Annotated in this window: 17 protein-coding genes; 15 read left to right on the top strand and 2 right to left on the bottom strand. The window is 62.9% G+C overall.

Translation table 11 applies throughout. The features are described 5' to 3' along the window. Nucleotides 1–26: 26 nt before the first annotated feature. The 9 genes from AC2FNS_RS04805 to AC2FNS_RS04845 all read left to right on the top strand — a co-directional run bounded on the left by AC2FNS_RS04805 (nt 27) and on the right by AC2FNS_RS04845 (nt 7,948). On the top strand, nt 27–905 hold the full coding sequence (locus AC2FNS_RS04805) for a lysophospholipid acyltransferase family protein (RefSeq protein ID WP_496711156.1): 879 nt from the start codon (nt 27–29) through the stop codon (nt 903–905). Nucleotides 906–913: 8 nt separating this feature from the next. Beyond that, nucleotides 914–1,723 carry a glutamate racemase gene (locus tag AC2FNS_RS04810; protein ID WP_496711155.1) on the top strand — a complete coding sequence of 270 codons (810 nt, stop codon included), beginning with the start codon at nt 914–916 and terminating at the stop codon, nt 1,721–1,723. Between the two features lie 95 nt (nt 1,724–1,818). Then, nucleotides 1,819–2,847 (top strand): N-acetyl-gamma-glutamyl-phosphate reductase, encoded by a 1,029-nt coding sequence (gene argC, locus AC2FNS_RS04815; RefSeq protein ID WP_496711154.1) that lies wholly within the window; start codon nt 1,819–1,821, stop codon nt 2,845–2,847. A 7-nt stretch (nt 2,848–2,854) separates the two neighbouring features. Beyond that, entirely contained in the window at nt 2,855–3,301 is a 447-nt protein-coding gene (gene ccmE, locus AC2FNS_RS04820) for a cytochrome c maturation protein CcmE (protein WP_496679880.1), read from the top strand. A 129-nt stretch (nt 3,302–3,430) separates the two neighbouring features. After that, nucleotides 3,431–4,042, top strand: a complete 612-nt coding sequence (locus AC2FNS_RS04825; RefSeq protein WP_496711153.1) for a holin-associated N-acetylmuramidase — start codon at nt 3,431–3,433, stop codon at nt 4,040–4,042. After that, entirely contained in the window at nt 4,033–4,608 is a 576-nt protein-coding gene (locus AC2FNS_RS04830) for a holin family protein (RefSeq protein ID WP_496688301.1), read from the top strand. The genes AC2FNS_RS04825 and AC2FNS_RS04830 overlap by 10 nt, the downstream gene beginning before the upstream one ends. 74 nt (nt 4,609–4,682) lie before the next feature. Beyond that, on the top strand, nt 4,683–6,647 hold the full coding sequence (locus AC2FNS_RS04835) for a heme lyase CcmF/NrfE family subunit (RefSeq protein ID WP_496711152.1): 1,965 nt from the start codon (nt 4,683–4,685) through the stop codon (nt 6,645–6,647). Continuing rightward, nucleotides 6,644–7,099, top strand: coding sequence for a cytochrome c-type biogenesis protein (locus AC2FNS_RS04840; RefSeq protein WP_496688303.1), 456 nt, complete (start codon nt 6,644–6,646; stop codon nt 7,097–7,099). The genes AC2FNS_RS04835 and AC2FNS_RS04840 overlap by 4 nt, the downstream gene beginning before the upstream one ends. Before the next feature lie 72 nt (nt 7,100–7,171). Further along, the gene (locus AC2FNS_RS04845; protein ID WP_496711151.1) at nt 7,172–7,948 is read left to right on the top strand and encodes an enoyl-CoA hydratase-related protein; all 777 of its coding nucleotides are present in this window, start codon (nt 7,172–7,174) and stop codon (nt 7,946–7,948) included. 3 nt (nt 7,949–7,951) lie between these two features. Here AC2FNS_RS04845 and bmt read toward each other — a convergent pair whose 3' ends face one another. After that, the gene (gene bmt, locus AC2FNS_RS04850; protein ID WP_496679895.1) at nt 7,952–8,965 is read right to left on the bottom strand and encodes a betaine--homocysteine S-methyltransferase; all 1,014 of its coding nucleotides are present in this window, start codon (nt 8,963–8,965) and stop codon (nt 7,952–7,954) included. 118 nt (nt 8,966–9,083) lie between these two features. Then, a complete protein-coding gene (locus tag AC2FNS_RS04855; protein WP_496711172.1) occupies nt 9,084–9,401 on the bottom strand; it encodes a DUF1476 domain-containing protein in 318 nt (105 codons plus the stop codon). 188 nt (nt 9,402–9,589) lie between these two features. On the opposite strand from AC2FNS_RS04855, the gene purC reads away from it, so the two are divergent. The 6 genes from purC (at nt 9,590) to AC2FNS_RS04885 (ending at nt 17,783) form a co-directional block, all read left to right on the top strand. Then, nucleotides 9,590–10,345, top strand: coding sequence for a phosphoribosylaminoimidazolesuccinocarboxamide synthase (gene purC, locus AC2FNS_RS04860; RefSeq protein ID WP_496679897.1), 756 nt, complete (start codon nt 9,590–9,592; stop codon nt 10,343–10,345). An 89-nt stretch (nt 10,346–10,434) separates the two neighbouring features. Then, entirely contained in the window at nt 10,435–10,665 is a 231-nt protein-coding gene (purS, locus tag AC2FNS_RS04865) for a phosphoribosylformylglycinamidine synthase subunit PurS (RefSeq protein WP_149775174.1), read from the top strand. Between the two features lie 33 nt (nt 10,666–10,698). Further along, nucleotides 10,699–11,367, top strand: coding sequence for a phosphoribosylformylglycinamidine synthase subunit PurQ (purQ, locus tag AC2FNS_RS04870; protein ID WP_496711150.1), 669 nt, complete (start codon nt 10,699–10,701; stop codon nt 11,365–11,367). Between the two features lie 36 nt (nt 11,368–11,403). Continuing rightward, on the top strand, nt 11,404–13,176 hold the full coding sequence (locus tag AC2FNS_RS04875; protein WP_496711149.1) for a sensor histidine kinase: 1,773 nt from the start codon (nt 11,404–11,406) through the stop codon (nt 13,174–13,176). Between the two features lie 13 nt (nt 13,177–13,189). Next, nucleotides 13,190–14,524: a sigma-54-dependent transcriptional regulator gene (locus tag AC2FNS_RS04880; protein WP_093961984.1), complete on the top strand. Its 1,335-nt coding sequence runs from the start codon at nt 13,190–13,192 to the stop codon at nt 14,522–14,524. Nucleotides 14,525–15,026: 502 nt separating this feature from the next. Further along, on the top strand, nt 15,027–17,783 hold the full coding sequence (locus tag AC2FNS_RS04885; RefSeq protein WP_496711148.1) for an Rne/Rng family ribonuclease: 2,757 nt from the start codon (nt 15,027–15,029) through the stop codon (nt 17,781–17,783). Nucleotides 17,784–17,820: the final 37 nt, after the last annotated feature.

Below are 17,820 nucleotides of genomic sequence, written 5' to 3' on the forward strand. Positions count from 1 at the left end.
GATGACGGCCTCGCCGGAGACCCGTGATGAAATCACGTCGCCAAGTCGCTCGGGATATTTCCTACGCCCATTCTGCTGAAACGCGGGGTGGGCGCATGGTCATCAAACTGATGGAGAACACGACCGGTCGGCTGCGCCTGATCCGGCGCGCGGATGGTTACGAGCGAGAGGTCGCCAATGGCCGCGATTTCTGGTCGGTCATGGTCGAACGCTACGGGCTGAGCCTGAATGTGGTGGGCGGGGCGCTGTCCAACATCCCCAAGGACGGCCCGCTGATCCTGATCGCCAACCATCCTTACGGGATCCTGGATGGATTGATGATGGGGCATGTGCTGTCCCAGACCCGTGGAGATTTCCGGATTCTGGCCAATCATGTGTTCCACAAGGCCGAGGACCTGAACCGCATTATCCTGCCGATATCCTTCGATCAGACCAAAGAGGCGATGCGGCTGAACCTGCAGACTCGCAAAACCGCCTTGGATTATCTGGGGCAGGGTGGCGCAATCGGAATTTTTCCCGGTGGCACGGTCAGTACGGCGGCCCGGCCGTTCGCGCACCCGATGGACCCGGGCTGGCGCGGTTTCACCGCGCGGATGGTGGCCAAATCAAACGCCAACGTGGTGCCTTTGTTCTTCGATGGGCACACCTCGCGGCTGTTTCAGATTGCCAGCCATCTGCATGTGACGCTGCGCATGGGTTTGCTGATCAAAGAGTTTAGAAAGCGCGTCGATACCCCGGTTGATGTGGTCGTGGGGCAGCCCATCGGCCGCGACGTTCTGGACCCATTGGCCGGCGATACGCGCAAGATGATGGATTTCTTGCGCAAAGCCACGTATGAGCTGTCTCCGAAGCCGCTGAAGTCGTATGACTATGGCTATGAATTCGAGGAACGGCATCGCGCCTGAAGGGGCAAATGGCAGTAGGCATCTTTGATTCCGGATTGGGCGGGCTGACCGTCCTGAACGCCGCGCAGACACGTCTGCCGGAGGTGGATTTCCTATATTACGCAGACAGCGCGCACGCGCCTTATGGCGTGCGCGACGCCGAGGATATCTACAACCTGACCCGAAACGCGGTGCAGGACCTGTGGTCGCGCGGCTGCGATCTGGTGATTCTGGCCTGCAACACGGCAAGCGCTGCGGCGCTGCGGCGGATGCAGGAAGAGGGCGTGCCCCAGGGCAAGCGCGTTCTGGGTGTGTTCGTCCCGCTGATCGAGGCGCTGACCGAGCGCCAGTGGGGCGACAACAGCCCCCCGCGCGAAGTGGCGGTCAAGCACGTGGCCCTGTTCGCCACGCCGGCGACCGTGGCCAGCCGTGCGTTCCAGCGTGAACTTGCGTTCCGCGCCATCGGCGTGGATGTCGAGGCGCAGGCCTGTGGTGGCGTGGTCGATGCCATCGAAGAAGGCGACATGATCCTGGCCGAGGCCCTGGTGCGGAGCCATGTGGACGCGCTGAAGCGAAAGATGCCCCATCCGCAGGCTGCGATTCTGGGCTGCACGCACTACCCGCTGATGGCCGAGGCCTTTCAGGCGGCCTTGGGGCCGGACGTGCAGGTGTTCAGCCAGGGTGACCTGGTTGCCGAAAGCCTTGCCGACTATCTGAAGCGGCACCCCGGCATGCTGGGCACCGGTGAGGCCGGGTTCCTGACCACGGGCGATCCCAAGAAGGTCAGCGACCGGGCAACGCAGTTTCTGCGACGACAAATCACCTTTCAGGCCGCCTGACTTCGGTCAAGGACCGGGGCGGCGCGCGGATTTATTCGGGGGAACCGTCCATGCGATGGTTGCCAGTCGTGACACATTAAGGAACGAGGTCTGACATGACCCACAAAATCGCAATCCTGGGCGCTTCGGGCTATACCGGTGCCGAACTGGTGCGGCTGATCGCCGAACACCCGAACATGGAAATCACCGCTCTGGCGGCCGAGCGCAAGGCCGGGCAGACCATGGCCGAGGTGTTTCCGCATCTGCGCCATCTGGACCTGCCGCGCCTGTGCAAGATCTCGGAAATAGACTTTGGCCAGATCGACCTGTGCTTTTGCGCGCTGCCGCACAAGACCAGCCAGGAAGTGATCCGCGAGTTGCCCTCTGACCTGAAAGTCGTTGATTTGTCGGCAGATTTCCGGCTGAGCGATCCGGCGGAATACGAGAAATGGTATGGCAACCCGCATGTCGCGTTGGAACAGCAGGCCGAGGCTGTCTACGGCCTGACAGAGTTCTACCGCGACGAGATCCGCACCGCCCGGCTGGTTGCAGGCACCGGGTGCAACGCGGCGACGGGGCAATATGTGCTGCGGCCGCTGATCTCGGCCGGGGTGATCGATTTGGATGACATCATTCTTGATCTGAAATGCGCTGTCTCAGGGGCAGGGCGGGCGTTGAAAGAGAACATTCTGCACGCCGAGCTGAGCGAAGGCACCAACGCCTATGCCGTCGGCGGGACCCACAGGCATCTGGGCGAGTTCGATCAGGAGTTCTCGAAGCTGGCCGGCCGTGCGGTTCACATCCAGTTTACGCCGCACCTGATCCCCGCGAACCGGGGCATTCTGGCGACCTCGTATGTAAAGGGCGACCCGCAGAGCGTATATGAAACGCTGTGTGCGACTTATGCGGACGAGCCCTTCATCCACATGCTGCCTTTTAGCGAGACGCCTTCGACCCACCATGTGCGCGGGTCGAACTTCTGCCATATCGGCGTCGTTGCTGACAGGATCGAACGCCGTGCCATCGTGATCGCGGCGCTGGATAACCTGACAAAAGGTAGCAGTGGGCAGGCCTTGCAGAACGCAAACCTGATGTTAGGTGAACCTGAAACGACGGGGCTGATGATGGCCCCACTGTTCCCATGAGGGCGAGATGAAGACGCTGAAGAAACGTCGTCGTGTACAGATCATTCTGTTGGCTTTCGTCGCCTTGGCCCTAGCGACGGGCCTAATCGGTTATGCAATGCGAGACGGGATCAACTATTTCCGCTCGCCCAGCCAGGTGATCGCCGAACCGCCGGCGCCGAACGAGGTGTTCCGAATCGGCGGGCTGGTCGAAGAAGGGTCAATCGTGCGCGGGCAGGGCGAGACGGTGCGCTTTGTCGTGACCGATGGCGGTGAAAGCGTTCCCGTGTCGTTCACCGGTGTGCTGCCTGACCTGTTCTCCGAGGGCCAGGGCATGGTCGGCACCGGCAGCTATGTCGACGGCGTTTTCCAGGCTACCGAAATCCTCGCGAAACACGACGAGACTTACATGCCTAAAGAGGTCATGGACGCCCTGAAAGAGCAGGGTGTCTACAAGGAGGCCGGCGAGAGCTGATCCTGGCACTGCCCAAGGTTGTTGATTTAGGCGGGCGTTGCGCGGTCGGGCCGGACAGCGCTCGCTGTCGTTTCGAGCCATTAAATCTTTTGGCCGAGTTTTGGCTGCACGAGAACACAGAGGTGCAGCATGCAGACGGTTCGGCAGATCGCGTGGGAGATCGTGGCCCGCGAAGGTGGGTTCGTCGATGACCCGGATGACCCGGGCGGGGCCACGAAATACGGCGTCACCATCCACACGATGCGCCGCCTTGGGGTCGACCTGACGGATGATGGCGTGGTTGACCGGCGCGACGTGATGGCGCTGAGCCGGGAACAGGCGGTCGAGATATTCATCGCGCATTTTTTCCGGAAACCCCGGCTTGGGCTTGCCCCCGAGGCGCTGCAGCCGTCGCTGTTCGACATGTATGTCAACGCTGGGGCCCAGTCCGTACGCATTCTGCAGCGCCTGCTGGTGCAGATGGGGTTCGCGGTGATCGTTGACGGGGTGATGGGGCTACAGACCGCCGCGGCTTGCGCGCAGGCCGCCGTACCCGATCCGATGGCGCTGCGCGATGCCTACGGGGTGGCGCGGCGGAACTATTATTTCCGCTTGGCCGACCGGCGACCGGCCTCGCGCAAATATGTGCGTAGCCGGACCGGCGGCAAGGGCGGATGGATCCGTCGGGCCGAGGCGTTTCTGTCTCCGTCCTACCATCTGAGTGAATCGGAGTTTCACGAAAGGGTCGCAGTATGGGGTTGATTGCGGGAATTTTCGATCTGCTGTTCGGGGGCGGACGCAACGTGGTGCGCGAAACAGCCGAAGTTTTCCGAGAAAATGCCGAGGCCGGCGCCGTGCGCGACGTCGAGATGCGCGGGCAGGCCATGAGCCAGTTCGGCGCCGAATTTGCGGTGCCGCGCAAAGGCGGATTCGACCGGTTCATGGACGGGCTGAACCGGCTTCCACGCCCGGCGCTGGCCCTGGGCACGCTGGGGCTGTTCGTTGCGGCGATGGTCGATCCGTTGTGGTTTGCGGCGCGGATGCAGGGCATCGCGCTGGTGCCCGAGCCGCTTTGGTGGCTACTGGGCGTGATCGTGTCCTTCTATTTCGGGGCGCGGCATCAGGCCAAGGTGCAGGATCTGCAACGCGACATCTCGGTCACGATGATGCGCGCGCCGCAGGTGATGGCCAACCTGCAGACGCTGCGCCAGATGCGGGCGGACAGCCCCGGCGCAGCCGACCCGGGCACGGATGCGGAACTGACGGCCCAACTGACCGCCCCGGACCCCAACCCGGCGCTGGACGACTGGCGGCGTCTGCGGGCCTGAGGCGCGACACTATGTGCGCGTAAGTGCGGCGAAAGTGATTGGCGCTCGGCACGGGGCGAGGGTATACCGGGCGCATGATTACCGAGCTTGGACATTTCGCCCTTATCCTCGCCTTTCTGGTGGCCATTGCGCAAAGTGTCGTGCCGTTGATCGGCGCGGCAAAGCGGTGGCCTTCGTGGATGTTTTTCGCCGAACCGGCCGCGGTGTCGCAATTTCTGCTGGCCGGGTTCGCCTTCGGCGCGTTGGTCTGGGCCTTCGCGACGTCGGACTTTTCATTGCGGATCGTGGTCGAGAACAGCCATTCGGCCAAACCGATGCTGTACAAACTCAGCGGCACTTGGGGCAACCATGAGGGCTCGATGCTGTTGTGGGTGCTGATCGTTGCGATCTTTGGCGCCATGGCGGCCTTTTTTGGCGGCGGCCTGCCGCCTACGCTGAAGGCGCGGGTGTTGGCGGTGCAGGGGGCCATCGGCGTGGCATTCTATGCCTTCATCCTGTTCACTTCGAACCCGTTCGACCGGCTGCCCGTGGCCCCGTTTGACGGGCGCGACCTGAACCCGCTGCTGCAGGATCCGGGGTTGGCCTTCCATCCGCCATTCCTGTACTTGGGCTATGTGGGGCTAAGCATGGCGTTCAGCTTTGCGGTCGCGGCCCTGATCGAGGGGCGCATCGACGCCGCGTGGGGCCGTTGGGTGCGGCCGTGGACGCTGGCGGCGTGGATCTTCCTGACCATTGGCATCGCGCTGGGGTCCTGGTGGGCCTATTACGAGCTGGGTTGGGGGGGGTTCTGGTTCTGGGACCCGGTCGAGAATGCCTCGTTCATGCCCTGGCTGCTGGCCGCCGCGCTGCTGCATTCGGCTATCGTGGTCGAAAAGCGCGAGGCGCTGAAAAGCTGGACCATCCTGCTGGCCATCATCGCCTTTGGTTTCTCGCTTATCGGAACCTTCATAGTGCGCTCGGGCCTTCTAACGTCGGTCCATGCCTTCGCCAATGACCCCGAGCGCGGGGTGTTCATCCTCTTGATCCTTGTGGTCTTCGTCGGCGGCGCGCTGACCTTGTTCGCCGCGCGGGCGCAGGCGATGGAGGCCAAAGGGGTGTTCGGCATGGTCAGCCGCGAAAGCGCGCTGGTGCTGAACAACATCCTGCTGGCCGTTAGCAGCTTTGTCGTGTTCGTTGGCACCATGTGGCCGATGCTGGCCGAGATGATGTTCGATCGTAAACTGTCGGTGGGGCCGCCGTTCTTTGACGCCGCGTTTACGCCGTTCATGGTGGTATTGGGGATCGTGCTGCCCCTGGGCGCTATGCTGCCGTGGAAGCGGGGCAAGCTGGGCCGGGTTGCGTGGCAGTTGCGCTATGCCTTCGTTCTGGCTGTGTCGCTGGCGATCCTCGTCTGGGTGGTACAGACGGGGCGCAGCGCGCTGGGGCCTGTGGGGCTGTTCCTGGGCGCCTGGATCACCTTTGGCGCCATCGTTGACCTGTGGAGCCGAACGGGCCGCAAGGGCAGTGTGGCGCGCCTGATGCGTCTGCCGGGGGCAGATTGGGGTAAGGCGGTGGCCCACACCGGGCTGGGCGTAACGATGTTCGCCATCGCCGGCCTGACCGCTTGGGAGGTCGAAGACATCCGCGTCGCCCGTGTGGGCGAGACTTTCGAGGTCGGAGGGTTTGCCTTCACCCTGCAGGGGGTGCGCGAGGTCGAGGGTCCGAACTATTTTTCGACCATGGCGGATGTCCTCGTGGAAAAAGATGGCCGAACCGTCGCAACCCTGAACCCCGAAAAACGCACTTATCCGGTGGCGGCGATGCCCACCACTGAAGCGGCGATCGACTACCGCTTTCTGCGTGACGTCTATGTTGTGATCGGCGACCAGCAGGATGACGGCGGCTGGGTCATTCGGACGTATATCAAGCCTCTGGCAAATTGGATCTGGGGGGGCTGCATCCTGATGGCCTTGGGTGGGCTGCTCAGCCTGTCCGACCGCCGGTTCCGCGTGGCGGCGGGGGCGCGCAAAAACATGCCCGCAGGAGTTGCAGCGGAATGAAACGCCTGATCCTTGTTCTGATGTTGCTGGCCTCGCCCGTGCTGGCGGTGCAGCCGGACGAAGTGCTGGACGACCCGGTTCTGGAACAGCGCGCGCGTGAGATCAGCGCCGGGCTGCGGTGTCTGGTCTGCCGCAACGAAAGCATCGACGAAAGCAACGCCGACCTGGCGCGCGACCTGCGCCTGCTGGTTCGGGAACGATTGGTGGCCGGCGATACGGACGAAGAGGCGGTTGACTTCATTGTGGACCGCTATGGCGAATATGTTCTGCTCAAGCCCAAGACCACGGGGGTGAACCTGCTGCTGTGGCTGGCCGGGCCGATCATGTTGCTGATCGCGGCGATCATGGGGTGGAGTTTCCTGCGCGGTCGCGCCCGCAGCGCCGCAACGGCCGAAACCGACGCTCTGAGCGAGGAAGAGCAGGAGCGGCTGCGCCGTATTCTGGAAGACTGACGCGTGGTTTGACTTTCCCTTGCCGGGCAATTGCGTCAGGGTTCGGGAAAATCTGTGCCAGGTGAGGACTTCATGGAATACGAAACGGTGCTTTTGAACATCACGGACGGTCTGGCGGTGCTGACGCTGAACCGGCCCGACAAGATGAACGCGCTGACAACCCAGATGCGGGCAGAGATCACCCACGCGATGAAACAGGCCGCCCATGACGCGCGGGCCGTGGTCGTGACCGGGGCGGGGCAGGCCTTTTGTTCCGGCCAGGATCTGGGCGATGCCTCGAGCACCGGCAAGATCGACCTGGAAGGCACGCTGCGGGACGAATACGAGCCGATGCTGAAGGCAATCTGGGATTGCCCGGTCCCGACGATCGCCGCCGTCAACGGTCCGGCTGCCGGGGCCGGGGCCAACCTGGCGCTGTGTGCCGATGTGACGATCGCGACCGAAAGCGCTTATTTTCTGCAGGCATTCGCCAAGATCGGCCTGTTGCCCGATGCCGGCGGTACCTGGTTCATGCCGCGCCAGATGGGGATGGCCAAAGCGATGGGGGGGGCACTGTTCGCTGACAAGATCAGCGCCCGTCAGGCCGATGACTGGGGCCTGATCTACGAAGCCGTGGCAGATGACGCATTCGAGGCCCATTGGCGCAAGCGCGCCGAGTATCTGGCCAAGGGTCCGACCGCAGGTTTCGGCGCGATCAAGAAGGCGATCCGCGGCACGTGGGAAAATTCGCTGGAACAGCAGCTGCAGGTCGAGGCCCATCTGCAGGGCGAATGCGGGCGCACACGGGACTTTGCCGAAGGCGTGGTGGCTTTTTTGGAAAAACGCGTCCCCCGGTTCGAGGGACGCTGACCTTCAGGCCCGGCGGCGCCGGCGTGTGCGCCGTTCGGGCGTCGCCTCGTCGCCGGTTCCGTCACTGGCGGACGAGAACGGTCCCAGCGCATCGGTGATCTGGTCCAGTGTCGGACGCGCGCCGCCTGGCGTGGTGTCCAGCGCCTTGCGCATTTCGCGCAGGTGTTCGGGCATGGTCCCGCAGCAGCCGCCAATGATGGTAGCCCCGGCATCGCGCGCCATTGCGGCGTAACGGCCCATCAGCTCGGGCGTGCCGTCATAGTGGATGTGGCCATCGACATATTTCGGAATGCCCGCATTGCCCTTGGAGATCAGGGGGCGTTCGGTTCCCTGAGCAACAAAACCCAAAACTGTGCGTAGAATGTCTGAAGCGCCGGTTCCGCAGTTTGCGCCAAAGGCGATCGGCGGGTTGGGCAAGGTTTCGACCAGCTGCGCCAGATCGGCCGAGGTGACGCCCATCATGGTGCGCCCGGCGGTGTCAAAGCTCATGGTGCCACACCAAGGCATGTCGGCCAGGGCAAAGGCCTCGGCCGCGGCGCGGAATTCCTCGGGGGCGCTGATGGTCTCGAGCCACAGCACGTCGACGCCGCCGGCTTTCAACGCCTCGGCCTGTTCATGGAACATCTCAACCGCCTCGGCATGGGTCAGGCTGCCCACTGGTTCCAGGATTTCGCCGGTCGGGCCGACCGATCCTGCAACCACCACCGGACGCCCGGCGGAATCCGCCACCTCGCGCGCCAGTTCGGCGCCGATGCGGTTCAGCTCGGCCACGCGGGTATGCGCATCATGCAATTTCAGACGTGCAGCGGTTCCGCCGAATGTATTGGTTAGGAACAGGTCACTGCCCGCATCCACCGACCCCTGATACAAGGCGCGGATCTTGTCGGGCTGGTCGGTGTTCCACAGCTCGGGCGCGTCACCCGATTGCAGCCCCATGTTGAACAGGTTCGTTCCGGTGGCGCCGTCAGCAAGAATGGCGTCCTTCGTTTCCAGCAGTCTGGTCAGCGCATTGGTCATTGGAGATGTCCGGAGTTGTGGCCCCGAGGGCCAAAAATTTAGACGCCCCGTGTCGCATGACCGGGACGTCAAATCAAATTCATAATACTCATGAAGATCATGAGGTGGACGGCGTGCCTCAGTTGGCTTCGCTCATCACCTGAGCTTTTGCCACTGGCAGCAGTTCCGCCATCTTGGCGCGGATTTCCTCGGGGCTGGACAGATCGCCCAGATCGGCGGCGACTTTGCGCACCACGTCTTCGTGGCCGGCTTCTTCGAAATCGGCGATTACCACGGATTTTGCGTACTCAGCAGCCTCATCGCCACTTTTGCCCAGTTTTTCAGCAGCCCACAGGCCCAGCATTTTGTTGCAACGGGCTTGCGCCTTGAACTGCATTTCTTCGTCATGGGCGAATTTTGCTTCAAAGGCGTTTTCGCGGTCGTCGAACGTAGTCATCGGTGTCGGGCCTCTTCGGGTAGTGTTGCGTTTGATGATGATATGACCATACGCGCGGTCGGGTGCAAGGTATTTGCGCTGCATCAAAGCCTCTCGGATGCATGAACTTGCGGGAAAGGGGGGCTTGCACTATGAGAGCGCCAGAGCGCAGGGACTCATTCCCTCGCCCCACGCTGGAAAGGTCGCACATGGCGCGTCGCAAGAAGATTTACGAAGGCAAGGCCAAAATCCTGTATGAAGGCCCCGAACCGGGCACGATCGTGCAGTATTTCAAGGATGATGCCACCGCGTTCAACGCCGAAAAGAAGGACGTGATCGACGGCAAAGGGGTCCTGAACAACCGCCTGAGCGAATTCTTCATGTCCGGCCTGAACCAGATCGGCGTGCCGACCCACTTTATCCGCCGCCTGAACATGCGCGAACAACTGGTGCGCAGCTGCGAGATCATCCCGCTGGAGGTGATCGTCCGCAACTATGCCGCCGGGTCGTTGTCGAAAAGGCTGGGTATTGCCGAGGGCACGCAGCTGCCGCGTCCGATCGTCGAGTATTGCTACAAGGACGATTCGCTGGGTGATCCGCTGGTGACCGAGGAACACATCGCCGCCTTTGGCTGGGCCAGCCAGCAGGACATGGACGACATTCTCAGCCTGGCGCTGCGGGTGAACGACTTCATGAGCGGCGTGATGCTGGCCGTGGGCATCCGACTGGTCGACTTCAAGATCGAGATCGGTCGTGTCTACGAGGGTGACTTCCAGCGCCTGATCGTCGCGGATGAGATCAGCCCCGACAGCTGCCGCCTGTGGGACATCGAGACAGGGCAAAAGCTGGACAAGGACGTGTTCCGCCGCGATCTGGGCAGCCTGACCGACGCCTATTCAGAAGTTGCGCGGCGGCTGGGCGTTCTGCCCAAAAGCAACGTGACAAAACCCACGCTGATCAACTGACGCCGAGGCCCAACCAGGGGCAGCGGCAACAAGGATTTGGAAATGGCGAGGCTACACGGTTTCGCAAGTGAACCAGAGGACGACCTGAGATGAAGGCACGAGTGCACGTTATGCTGAAGAACGGGGTTCTGGACCCGCAGGGCGAGGCCGTGCGCCATGCCCTGGGCGCCCTGGGGTTCGACAAGGTCGAAGGCGTGCGTCAGGGCAAGGTGATCGACCTTGAACTGGCCGAGGGCGCAACCGAGGCCGACGTGGCCGAGATGTGCGAAAAGCTGTTGGCCAACACGGTCATCGAACGTTACGAGATCGAACTGGTCTGAGTTTTCCAGCCGTTTCCCCAAGGAGGGTTTGCCATGCGCGCTGCCGTTGTCGTGTTTCCCGGGTCCAACTGTGACCGGGATCTTGCCGTTGCCTTCGAACAGGTCGGGTTTCAGGTCGACATGGTCTGGCACAAGGATGCCCAACTGCCGCAGGGCGTGGACATCGTGGGCGTTCCGGGCGGTTTTTCCTATGGCGACTACCTGCGCTGCGGCGCGATCGCCGCGCAATCGCCGATCTGCAAGGCCGTGGTCGAACATACCGAACGCGGCGGCTATGCCGTCGGCATCTGCAACGGGTTCCAGATTCTGACCGAGACCGGCATTCTGCCAGGCGCGCTGCTGCGAAATGCCGGGTTGAAATACATCTGCCGCACCGTGGAGTTGAAGGTCGAGACCGCCGACAGCGCCTTTACCCAGGGCTATGACGCCGGCGACGTGATCCGCATTCCGATCGCGCATCACGACGGCAACTATTTTGCCGATGACGACACCATCAGCCGCCTGCGAGACGAGGACCGAATCGCGTTTACCTATGTCGACAACCCGAACGGCTCGCGCGGGAATATTGCCGGCGTCCTGTCGCACAACCGGCGCGTGCTGGGTATGATGCCCCATCCCGAGCGCGCGGCGGATCCTGCGCATGGCGGCACCGACGGGGTGGCGCTCTTCCGCGCATTGTCGGGGGTGCTGACGCCTGCGTGACTTGAGGTCAGGTGCATCGGCGCGTAGCCTCGGCTCATGACATCCGACGCGCAAAAAGGCTGGAAATCGATCTTCGGCAGCGTCGCCCCGCTGGGGTGGCGGTTGCGGCTGGCGGTATTCGGCCTGTTGCTGGCCGCGGCCGCGACCGTGTGGGTCACCAACAGCCTGCTGACCGACCGGTTCACCGAATCCACCCGCAATCGGGCTGAACTGCGGCTGACGCTGTATTCCGGCAACCTGCTGAGCGAGCTGCGCCGCAACGCCATCGTGCCGCAGTTGCTGGCGCGGGATCCGACGTTGATCTCGGCCTTGCAGTCGGGCGATTTCTCGTTGTCGACGCAACGCCTGCTGTCCTTCGTCGAGGAAATCGGCGCGGCGTCGCTGATGCTGTTGGACCGCGACGGCCGGGCGGTCGCCGCGACCGACCGCAACCGGTTGGGCGAAGGGCACCGCAGCGCGGCCTATTTTGTGGAGGCGATCCGGTCCAATTCAACGATTTTCTCGGTCATCCCGCGTGAGGCCGGGGGCTATCACTTCGTTTATTCGCGGCGGCTTGAAGCCGGCGCCGAGATTCTGGGCGTGATCGTCGTCGAGGTGGACCTGCAGAAATTCGAAAGCGCGTGGGCCGGGATTTCGGATGCCGTGATGGTGACCAACAGCACTGGCACGATCATCTTGTCGACCGAACCTCAGTGGCGTGGGTTGAACGAGCAGGAGGCGCTGTTGCGGCAGCACCCGCAGGGGGCCATCGAGCGCGCCATACGGGCCACCGCCGACTGGACGGCACTGCCGCCCGACGCCTACCTGCAGGGCGAAGCGGTCATGCGAATGGAGACGCGGATTCCGTTCCGCGGCTGGAAGATGACCTCGTTCACGACCTATTCCTCGATCCGCGAAAAAGTGAACAGCGTTCTGGCGCTCGAGATCATGGGCTTTGCGATTCTGCTGGCGCTGGCCTTCTATGCGCTTAGCCGCAGGGCGACTTTTCGCATGGCGCTGTTCCAGCGCGAGTCGGCGGAGCTTCGCGCATTGAATGCCCGCCTGCAGCGCGAAATCGCCGAGCGGGAACGGGTTGAAAAGACGCTGGAAGTGGCGGAACAGACGCTGGCGCAAAGCTCGAAGCTGGCCGCTTTGGGCGAGATGTCGGCGGCGGTGAGTCACGAGCTGAACCAGCCGCTGGCGGCGATGAAGACCTATTTGGCGGGCGCACGGCTGCTGCTGCGCCGCAACCGCCCAGAAGAGGCGTTGGCCAGCTTTGGCCGCATCGACGGTCTGATCGAGCGGATGGGCGCGATCACGCGGCAGCTCAAGTCTTACGCTCGCAAAGGGGCGGATGCGTTTTCGCCCGTGAATCTTGGCGAGGCGCTGGCTTCGTCGCTGTCGATGATGGAGCCGCAACTGCGTCAGCGCCACGTCAAGATCAGCCAGATCCTGCCTGAAGAGCCGGTGATCGTGATGGGCGATCGGATGCGGCTGGAGCAGGTCATGGTGAACCTCTTGCGCAATGCGCTGGACGCCACCAAATCAGTGGTGGAGCCCGAGGTGGAGATCATACTGGCCGCGGGCGAAACCGCCGTGCTGGCGGTACGCGACAACGGCCATGGGATCGAGAATATCGAGAACCTGTTCGAACCCTTCTACACCACGAAACGCGCCGGTGACGGGGTCGGCTTGGGGCTTGCCATCTCGTCGGGTATCGTGAACGACCATGGCGGACGGCTGACCGCGCGCAACGGCCAGAACGGCGGCGCGGTGTTCGAGATGCAACTGCCCATCTTGGGGCAAGACGGCCTGGAGGCCGCAGAATGACGAGGATCTAGCTATGGCACAGGCCATGAAGATTGCCATCGTGGATGACGAACAGGACATGCGCCAGTCGATCAGCCAGTGGTTAGCGCTGTCCGGGTACGACACCGAGACCTTCGCCAGCGCCGAAGATGCGTTGAAGGTTCTGGGGCCGGATTATCCGGGGATCGTGATCTCGGACATCAAGATGCCCGGCATGGATGGCATTCAGCTGTTGAAAAAGCTGATGGGCGCCGACAGCACCTTGCCGGTGATCATGATTACCGGGCACGGGGATGTGCCGATGGCCGTCGAGGCGATGCGGGTGGGGGCGTTCGACTTTCTGGAAAAGCCGTTCAACCCCGATCGGATGTCGGAACTGGCCAAACGCGCCAGTAACGCGCGACGGCTGACTCTGGACAACCGGGCGCTGCGGCGCGAGCTGTCGGGCGGCACCCAGATCATGAACAAGCTGATCGGCGCCAGCCCGGTGATGGAGCGCCTGCGCGAGGATATTCTGGACCTGGGCCAGGCCGACGGGCATGTGCTGATCGACGGCGAAACCGGCACCGGCAAGACCCTCGTGGCGCACGCGCTGCATGCAGTGGGAAGCCGGGCGGGCAAGAAATTCGTTCTGGTCTCCTGTGCCGCGCTCGAGGAAGAGGCGCTGGCCAAGCGGCTGTTCGGACCCATGATGCCCGAGGACACGCAACTGCCCGCCATCGAGGAAGCCCGGGGCGGCACTCTGGTGCTGGAAGATATAGAGGCGCTAAGCGACACGCTGCAGGCGCGGTTGCTGAGCGTGATGAACGAGCAGGGAACACCGGCCGAAACCCGGATCGTTGCGATCTCGAACCTGCAGGAAGCGGGCAAGACCAGCGAGGACGTGCTGCGGCCCGATCTGTTCTATCGTCTGGCGGCGCTGCGGATCACCATGCCGCCGCTGCGGCAGCGGGGCGAGGATATCCTGACCCTGTTCACCCGGCTAAGCGAGCAGTTTGCCGAAGAATACGGTTGTGAGGCGCCGCAAGTCAGCGCCCAGGAGGCCGCGCAGCTGTTGCAGGCCCCATGGCCGGGCAACGTGCGCCAGTTGATCAACATCGCCGAACGCGCGGTTCTGCAGTCGCGGCGCGGTTCGGGCACCATCGCGTCGTTGTTGATGTCCGATCATGAAGAGATGCAGCCGGTAATGACCACCGAGGGCAAGCCGCTGAAGGAATACGTTGAGGCGTTCGAACGGATGCTGATCGACAACACCATGCGGCGGCACAAGGGGTCGATCGCCTCGGTGATGGAGGAATTGTGCCTGCCGCGCCGGACGCTGAACGAGAAGATGGCCAAATACGGGCTGCAACGGGCAGATTATTTGTGAGGGAGGGGGCCAGCACCCTCTTGGCCTTTATGGCCAATTCTCCCCCGGGATATTTGCGGCCAAATGAAGATCAGGCGACAATTGAACATGGGCCGTGCAGTTTGCCCATTGTGTTTTCCACAGGACTGCTTTTAATGTGTCAGGACGGACCCGGCCTGAATTGGGGCTGACGTGTCCCGGATCATTGAGTTTCGCTGCTTGGCCGCGGATGGTGACCCATCTCTCCGGGTGAAGCATGCAGATTGTGCCCAGCAATGGGCAGTAGAGCACCTGAGCCCTTTCATCGGGCAAAAGGAATAATGGGCAGGCAGCGGCATGGTCGCGCCTGTCGGAGAAGAACCGCGATGACGCGCGCGCAACGATTGAGTGTACGAGCAGGGTGGCGAGTTGCCGATCCCTGCCGCGCGCCGTCCGAAATCGCCCAGACAAGACACCACCCCAGATGCGCCTGTCCGCCTGGACAGGTCAGGACAGCGCGTTTGGTGCGGTGCATCAAGGACACATGGCAAAGAAAATGCTTATCGATGCCACCCACGCGGAAGAGACCCGCGTCGTGGTGGTGGACGGAAACAAGGTCGAGGAATTTGATTTTGAGTCCGAGAACAAACGCCAGCTTGCCGGCAATATCTATCTAGCAAAAGTCACGCGAGTCGAGCCTTCGCTGCAGGCAGCCTTCGTGGATTATGGTGGAAATCGCCACGGATTCTTGGCGTTTTCCGAGATCCACCCGGATTACTACCAGATCCCGGTCGCCGACCGCGAAGCGCTGATGGAAGAGGAACGGGCCTATGTCGAGGCGCTGAAGGCGCGTGACGAGGCGGACGAAAGCGGTCCGAAGAAGCGCCGTTCGCGGTCGCGGTCCAAGGCGGCGTCGGCCAAGTCGGATGACCCGGTGGAAACCCTCGAGGTTTCCAGCGAGCCGACCGGCATGGAAACCATCGACCTCGACGTGGATGGGAGCATTGCGGACCTGCCTGTGCCCGAGGGCACCTCGCCGATGGAGACGGTGGCAGAGACGCCCGTTGAGGAGCCGGATGAACCGGCGGTGGATGAACCCGTCGCGGTTGGTGACACAGAAGCCGAGACCGACGCGCCTGCGAGTCAGGTGGAAGCTGACGATGGTGAGAACGGCGCGGATGACGAAGCGCCCGCCAAGCCTGACGCAGCCGCCAAGGACGAGTCGATCGAGTCGGTGGCCGATGACGACGACAGCGAGGATATACGGCCGCCGCGCAAGCCGCGTCCGCGTCGCTACAAGATCCAGGAAGTCATCAAGGTGCGCCAGATCCTGCTGGTGCAGGTCGTCAAGGAAGAGCGCGGCAACAAGGGCGCGGCGCTGACGACATATCTATCGCTGGCGGGCCGCTACTGCGTGCTGATGCCCAATACCGCGCGTGGCGGCGGCATCAGCCGCAAGATCACCAACGCCGCGGATCGCAAGAAGCTGAAGGAGATCGCGTCGGAGATCGACGTGCCCAGCGGCGCGGGCCTGATCATCCGGACCGCGGGTGCCAAACGCACCAAATCCGAGATCAAGCGCGACTATGAGTACCTGCAGCGGTTGTGGGAGCAAATCCGCGAGCTGACACTCAAGTCGATCGCGCCGGCGAAGATCTACGAGGAAGGGGACCTGATAAAGCGGTCGATCCGGGATCTGTACAACCGGGAGATCGACGAGGTTCTGGTCGAGGGCGAGGCCGGGTACCGCATCGCCAAGGACTTCATGAAGATGATCATGCCGTCGCACGCCAAGAACGTGAAACGGTACGAGGACCAGCTGCCGCTGTTCGCGCGTTATCAGGTGGAAAGCTACCTGAGTTCGATGTTTAACCCGACGGTACAGTTGAAGTCGGGCGGCTATATCGTGATCGGCGTGACCGAGGCGCTGGTGGCCATCGACGTGAACTCGGGCCGGGCCACCAAGGAAGGCTCGATCGAGGAAACCGCGCTCAAGACCAACCTCGAGGCCGCCGAGGAAGTGGCACGCCAGCTGCGCCTTCGCGATCTGGCCGGTCTGATCGTCATCGATTTCATCGACATGGACGAGCGCAAGAACAACCTGGCCGTCGAGAAACGCCTGAAGGACAAGTTGAAGACGGACCGTGCGCGCATCCAGGTAGGGCGGATTTCGGGCTTTGGTCTGCTTGAGATGAGCCGACAGCGCCTGCGCCCCGGCATGCTCGAGGCAACCACGCAGCCTTGCCCGTCGTGCCACGGCACCGGGCTGATCCGCTCGGACGACAACATGGCGCTGGCCATCCTGCGCCAGATCGAGGAAGAAGGCACCCGCCGCCGCTCGCGCGAGGTTCTGGTGCGCTGCCCGGTCAGCATCGCCAACTATCTGATGAACCAGAAACGCGAGCACATCGCCCAGATTGAGTCCCGCTATGGCTTGTCGGTCCGGGTCGAGGGCGACGTTCATCTGGTCAGCCCCGATTTCTCGATGGAGAAGTTCAAGACCGCGACCCGGGCGGTGCCCGAGGTCTCGGCGCCGGTGGTTTCGGCCTCGGCGTCGTTGATGGATCTGGTCGACTCCGAGGAGGAGGTCGCGGACGATGCCGACGCTCAGGAGACGTCCGAGGAGGAGGCAAAGCCCAAGCGCAAGCGTCGTCGTCGGCGTCGCAAGAAGAACGGCGGAAATGCCGAGCAGCCCGAGGGCGCCCAGGCGGAGAACAAATCCGACACCGTGACGGAAGATTCTGCGGCGGAAGAGTCGAAGGACGCCGTGACCGCATCTGAGGACGGTACAGGGGACGAGACTGCCGAGACGGAACAAGCAGCCGAGGTGGAGAAGGCCGAGGAGGAAAAATCCGCCAAGCCGAAACGGCGCCGGGCACCGCGGCGGAAGAAGACCGCCGAGGCCGAGGTGGCAGCCACTGAGCCGACCGATGAGAGTGAAGCCGGAGAGAATGCTCCGGCGGCGCAGGAGGCTCTGTCCGAACCGGCTGTAACCGATGAGGGGGCGTCAAACGAGACGCCGACTGCTGAGGTTCAGCACGAGACCGATACCGCAGTAGCGGAGGCACCGAGTGAGCCGGTCGTTTCGGAGGAAAGCCAGGTTGAGGCTGTCGAAACCGTCGCCCTGTCGCCCGCCGAAGCGGATGCATCACCTGCGGACCAAGGCGTTGACGCGACCGAAACACCCGCTGAGCCCGCAGAGGAGGCGCACAGCGGCGCGGTCCTTGAAGTGGCTACGGAACAACCCGCGCCCGCCCCGGCCAAGCCCAAAAAACGCGGGTGGTGGTCGCTGGGAAGCTGAACGAAAAGGCGGGCCAATCGGCCCGCCATTTTTTTCT

The sequence above is a fragment of the Ruegeria sp. BHSA191 genome (assembly GCF_059613325.1).

What these genes read in the sequence shown, in the direction of transcription:
- AC2FNS_RS04805 (WP_496711156.1), top strand. Translation starts at nt 27, where the DNA reads ATGAAATCACGTCGCCAAGTCGCTCGGGATATTTCCTACGCCCATTCT.
- AC2FNS_RS04810 (WP_496711155.1), top strand. Translation starts at nt 914, where the DNA reads ATGGCAGTAGGCATCTTTGATTCCGGATTGGGCGGGCTGACCGTCCTG.
- argC (WP_496711154.1), top strand. Translation starts at nt 1,819, where the DNA reads ATGACCCACAAAATCGCAATCCTGGGCGCTTCGGGCTATACCGGTGCC.
- ccmE (WP_496679880.1), top strand. Translation starts at nt 2,855, where the DNA reads ATGAAGACGCTGAAGAAACGTCGTCGTGTACAGATCATTCTGTTGGCT.
- AC2FNS_RS04825 (WP_496711153.1), top strand. Translation starts at nt 3,431, where the DNA reads ATGCAGACGGTTCGGCAGATCGCGTGGGAGATCGTGGCCCGCGAAGGT.
- AC2FNS_RS04830 (WP_496688301.1), top strand. Translation starts at nt 4,033, where the DNA reads ATGGGGTTGATTGCGGGAATTTTCGATCTGCTGTTCGGGGGCGGACGC.
- AC2FNS_RS04835 (WP_496711152.1), top strand. Translation starts at nt 4,683, where the DNA reads ATGATTACCGAGCTTGGACATTTCGCCCTTATCCTCGCCTTTCTGGTG.
- AC2FNS_RS04840 (WP_496688303.1), top strand. Translation starts at nt 6,644, where the DNA reads ATGAAACGCCTGATCCTTGTTCTGATGTTGCTGGCCTCGCCCGTGCTG.
- AC2FNS_RS04845 (WP_496711151.1), top strand. Translation starts at nt 7,172, where the DNA reads ATGGAATACGAAACGGTGCTTTTGAACATCACGGACGGTCTGGCGGTG.
- bmt (WP_496679895.1), bottom strand. Translation starts at nt 8,965, where the DNA reads ATGACCAATGCGCTGACCAGACTGCTGGAAACGAAGGACGCCATTCTT.
- AC2FNS_RS04855 (WP_496711172.1), bottom strand. Translation starts at nt 9,401, where the DNA reads ATGACTACGTTCGACGACCGCGAAAACGCCTTTGAAGCAAAATTCGCC.
- purC (WP_496679897.1), top strand. Translation starts at nt 9,590, where the DNA reads ATGGCGCGTCGCAAGAAGATTTACGAAGGCAAGGCCAAAATCCTGTAT.
- purS (WP_149775174.1), top strand. Translation starts at nt 10,435, where the DNA reads ATGAAGGCACGAGTGCACGTTATGCTGAAGAACGGGGTTCTGGACCCG.
- purQ (WP_496711150.1), top strand. Translation starts at nt 10,699, where the DNA reads ATGCGCGCTGCCGTTGTCGTGTTTCCCGGGTCCAACTGTGACCGGGAT.
- AC2FNS_RS04875 (WP_496711149.1), top strand. Translation starts at nt 11,404, where the DNA reads ATGACATCCGACGCGCAAAAAGGCTGGAAATCGATCTTCGGCAGCGTC.
- AC2FNS_RS04880 (WP_093961984.1), top strand. Translation starts at nt 13,190, where the DNA reads ATGGCACAGGCCATGAAGATTGCCATCGTGGATGACGAACAGGACATG.
- AC2FNS_RS04885 (WP_496711148.1), top strand. Translation starts at nt 15,027, where the DNA reads ATGGCAAAGAAAATGCTTATCGATGCCACCCACGCGGAAGAGACCCGC.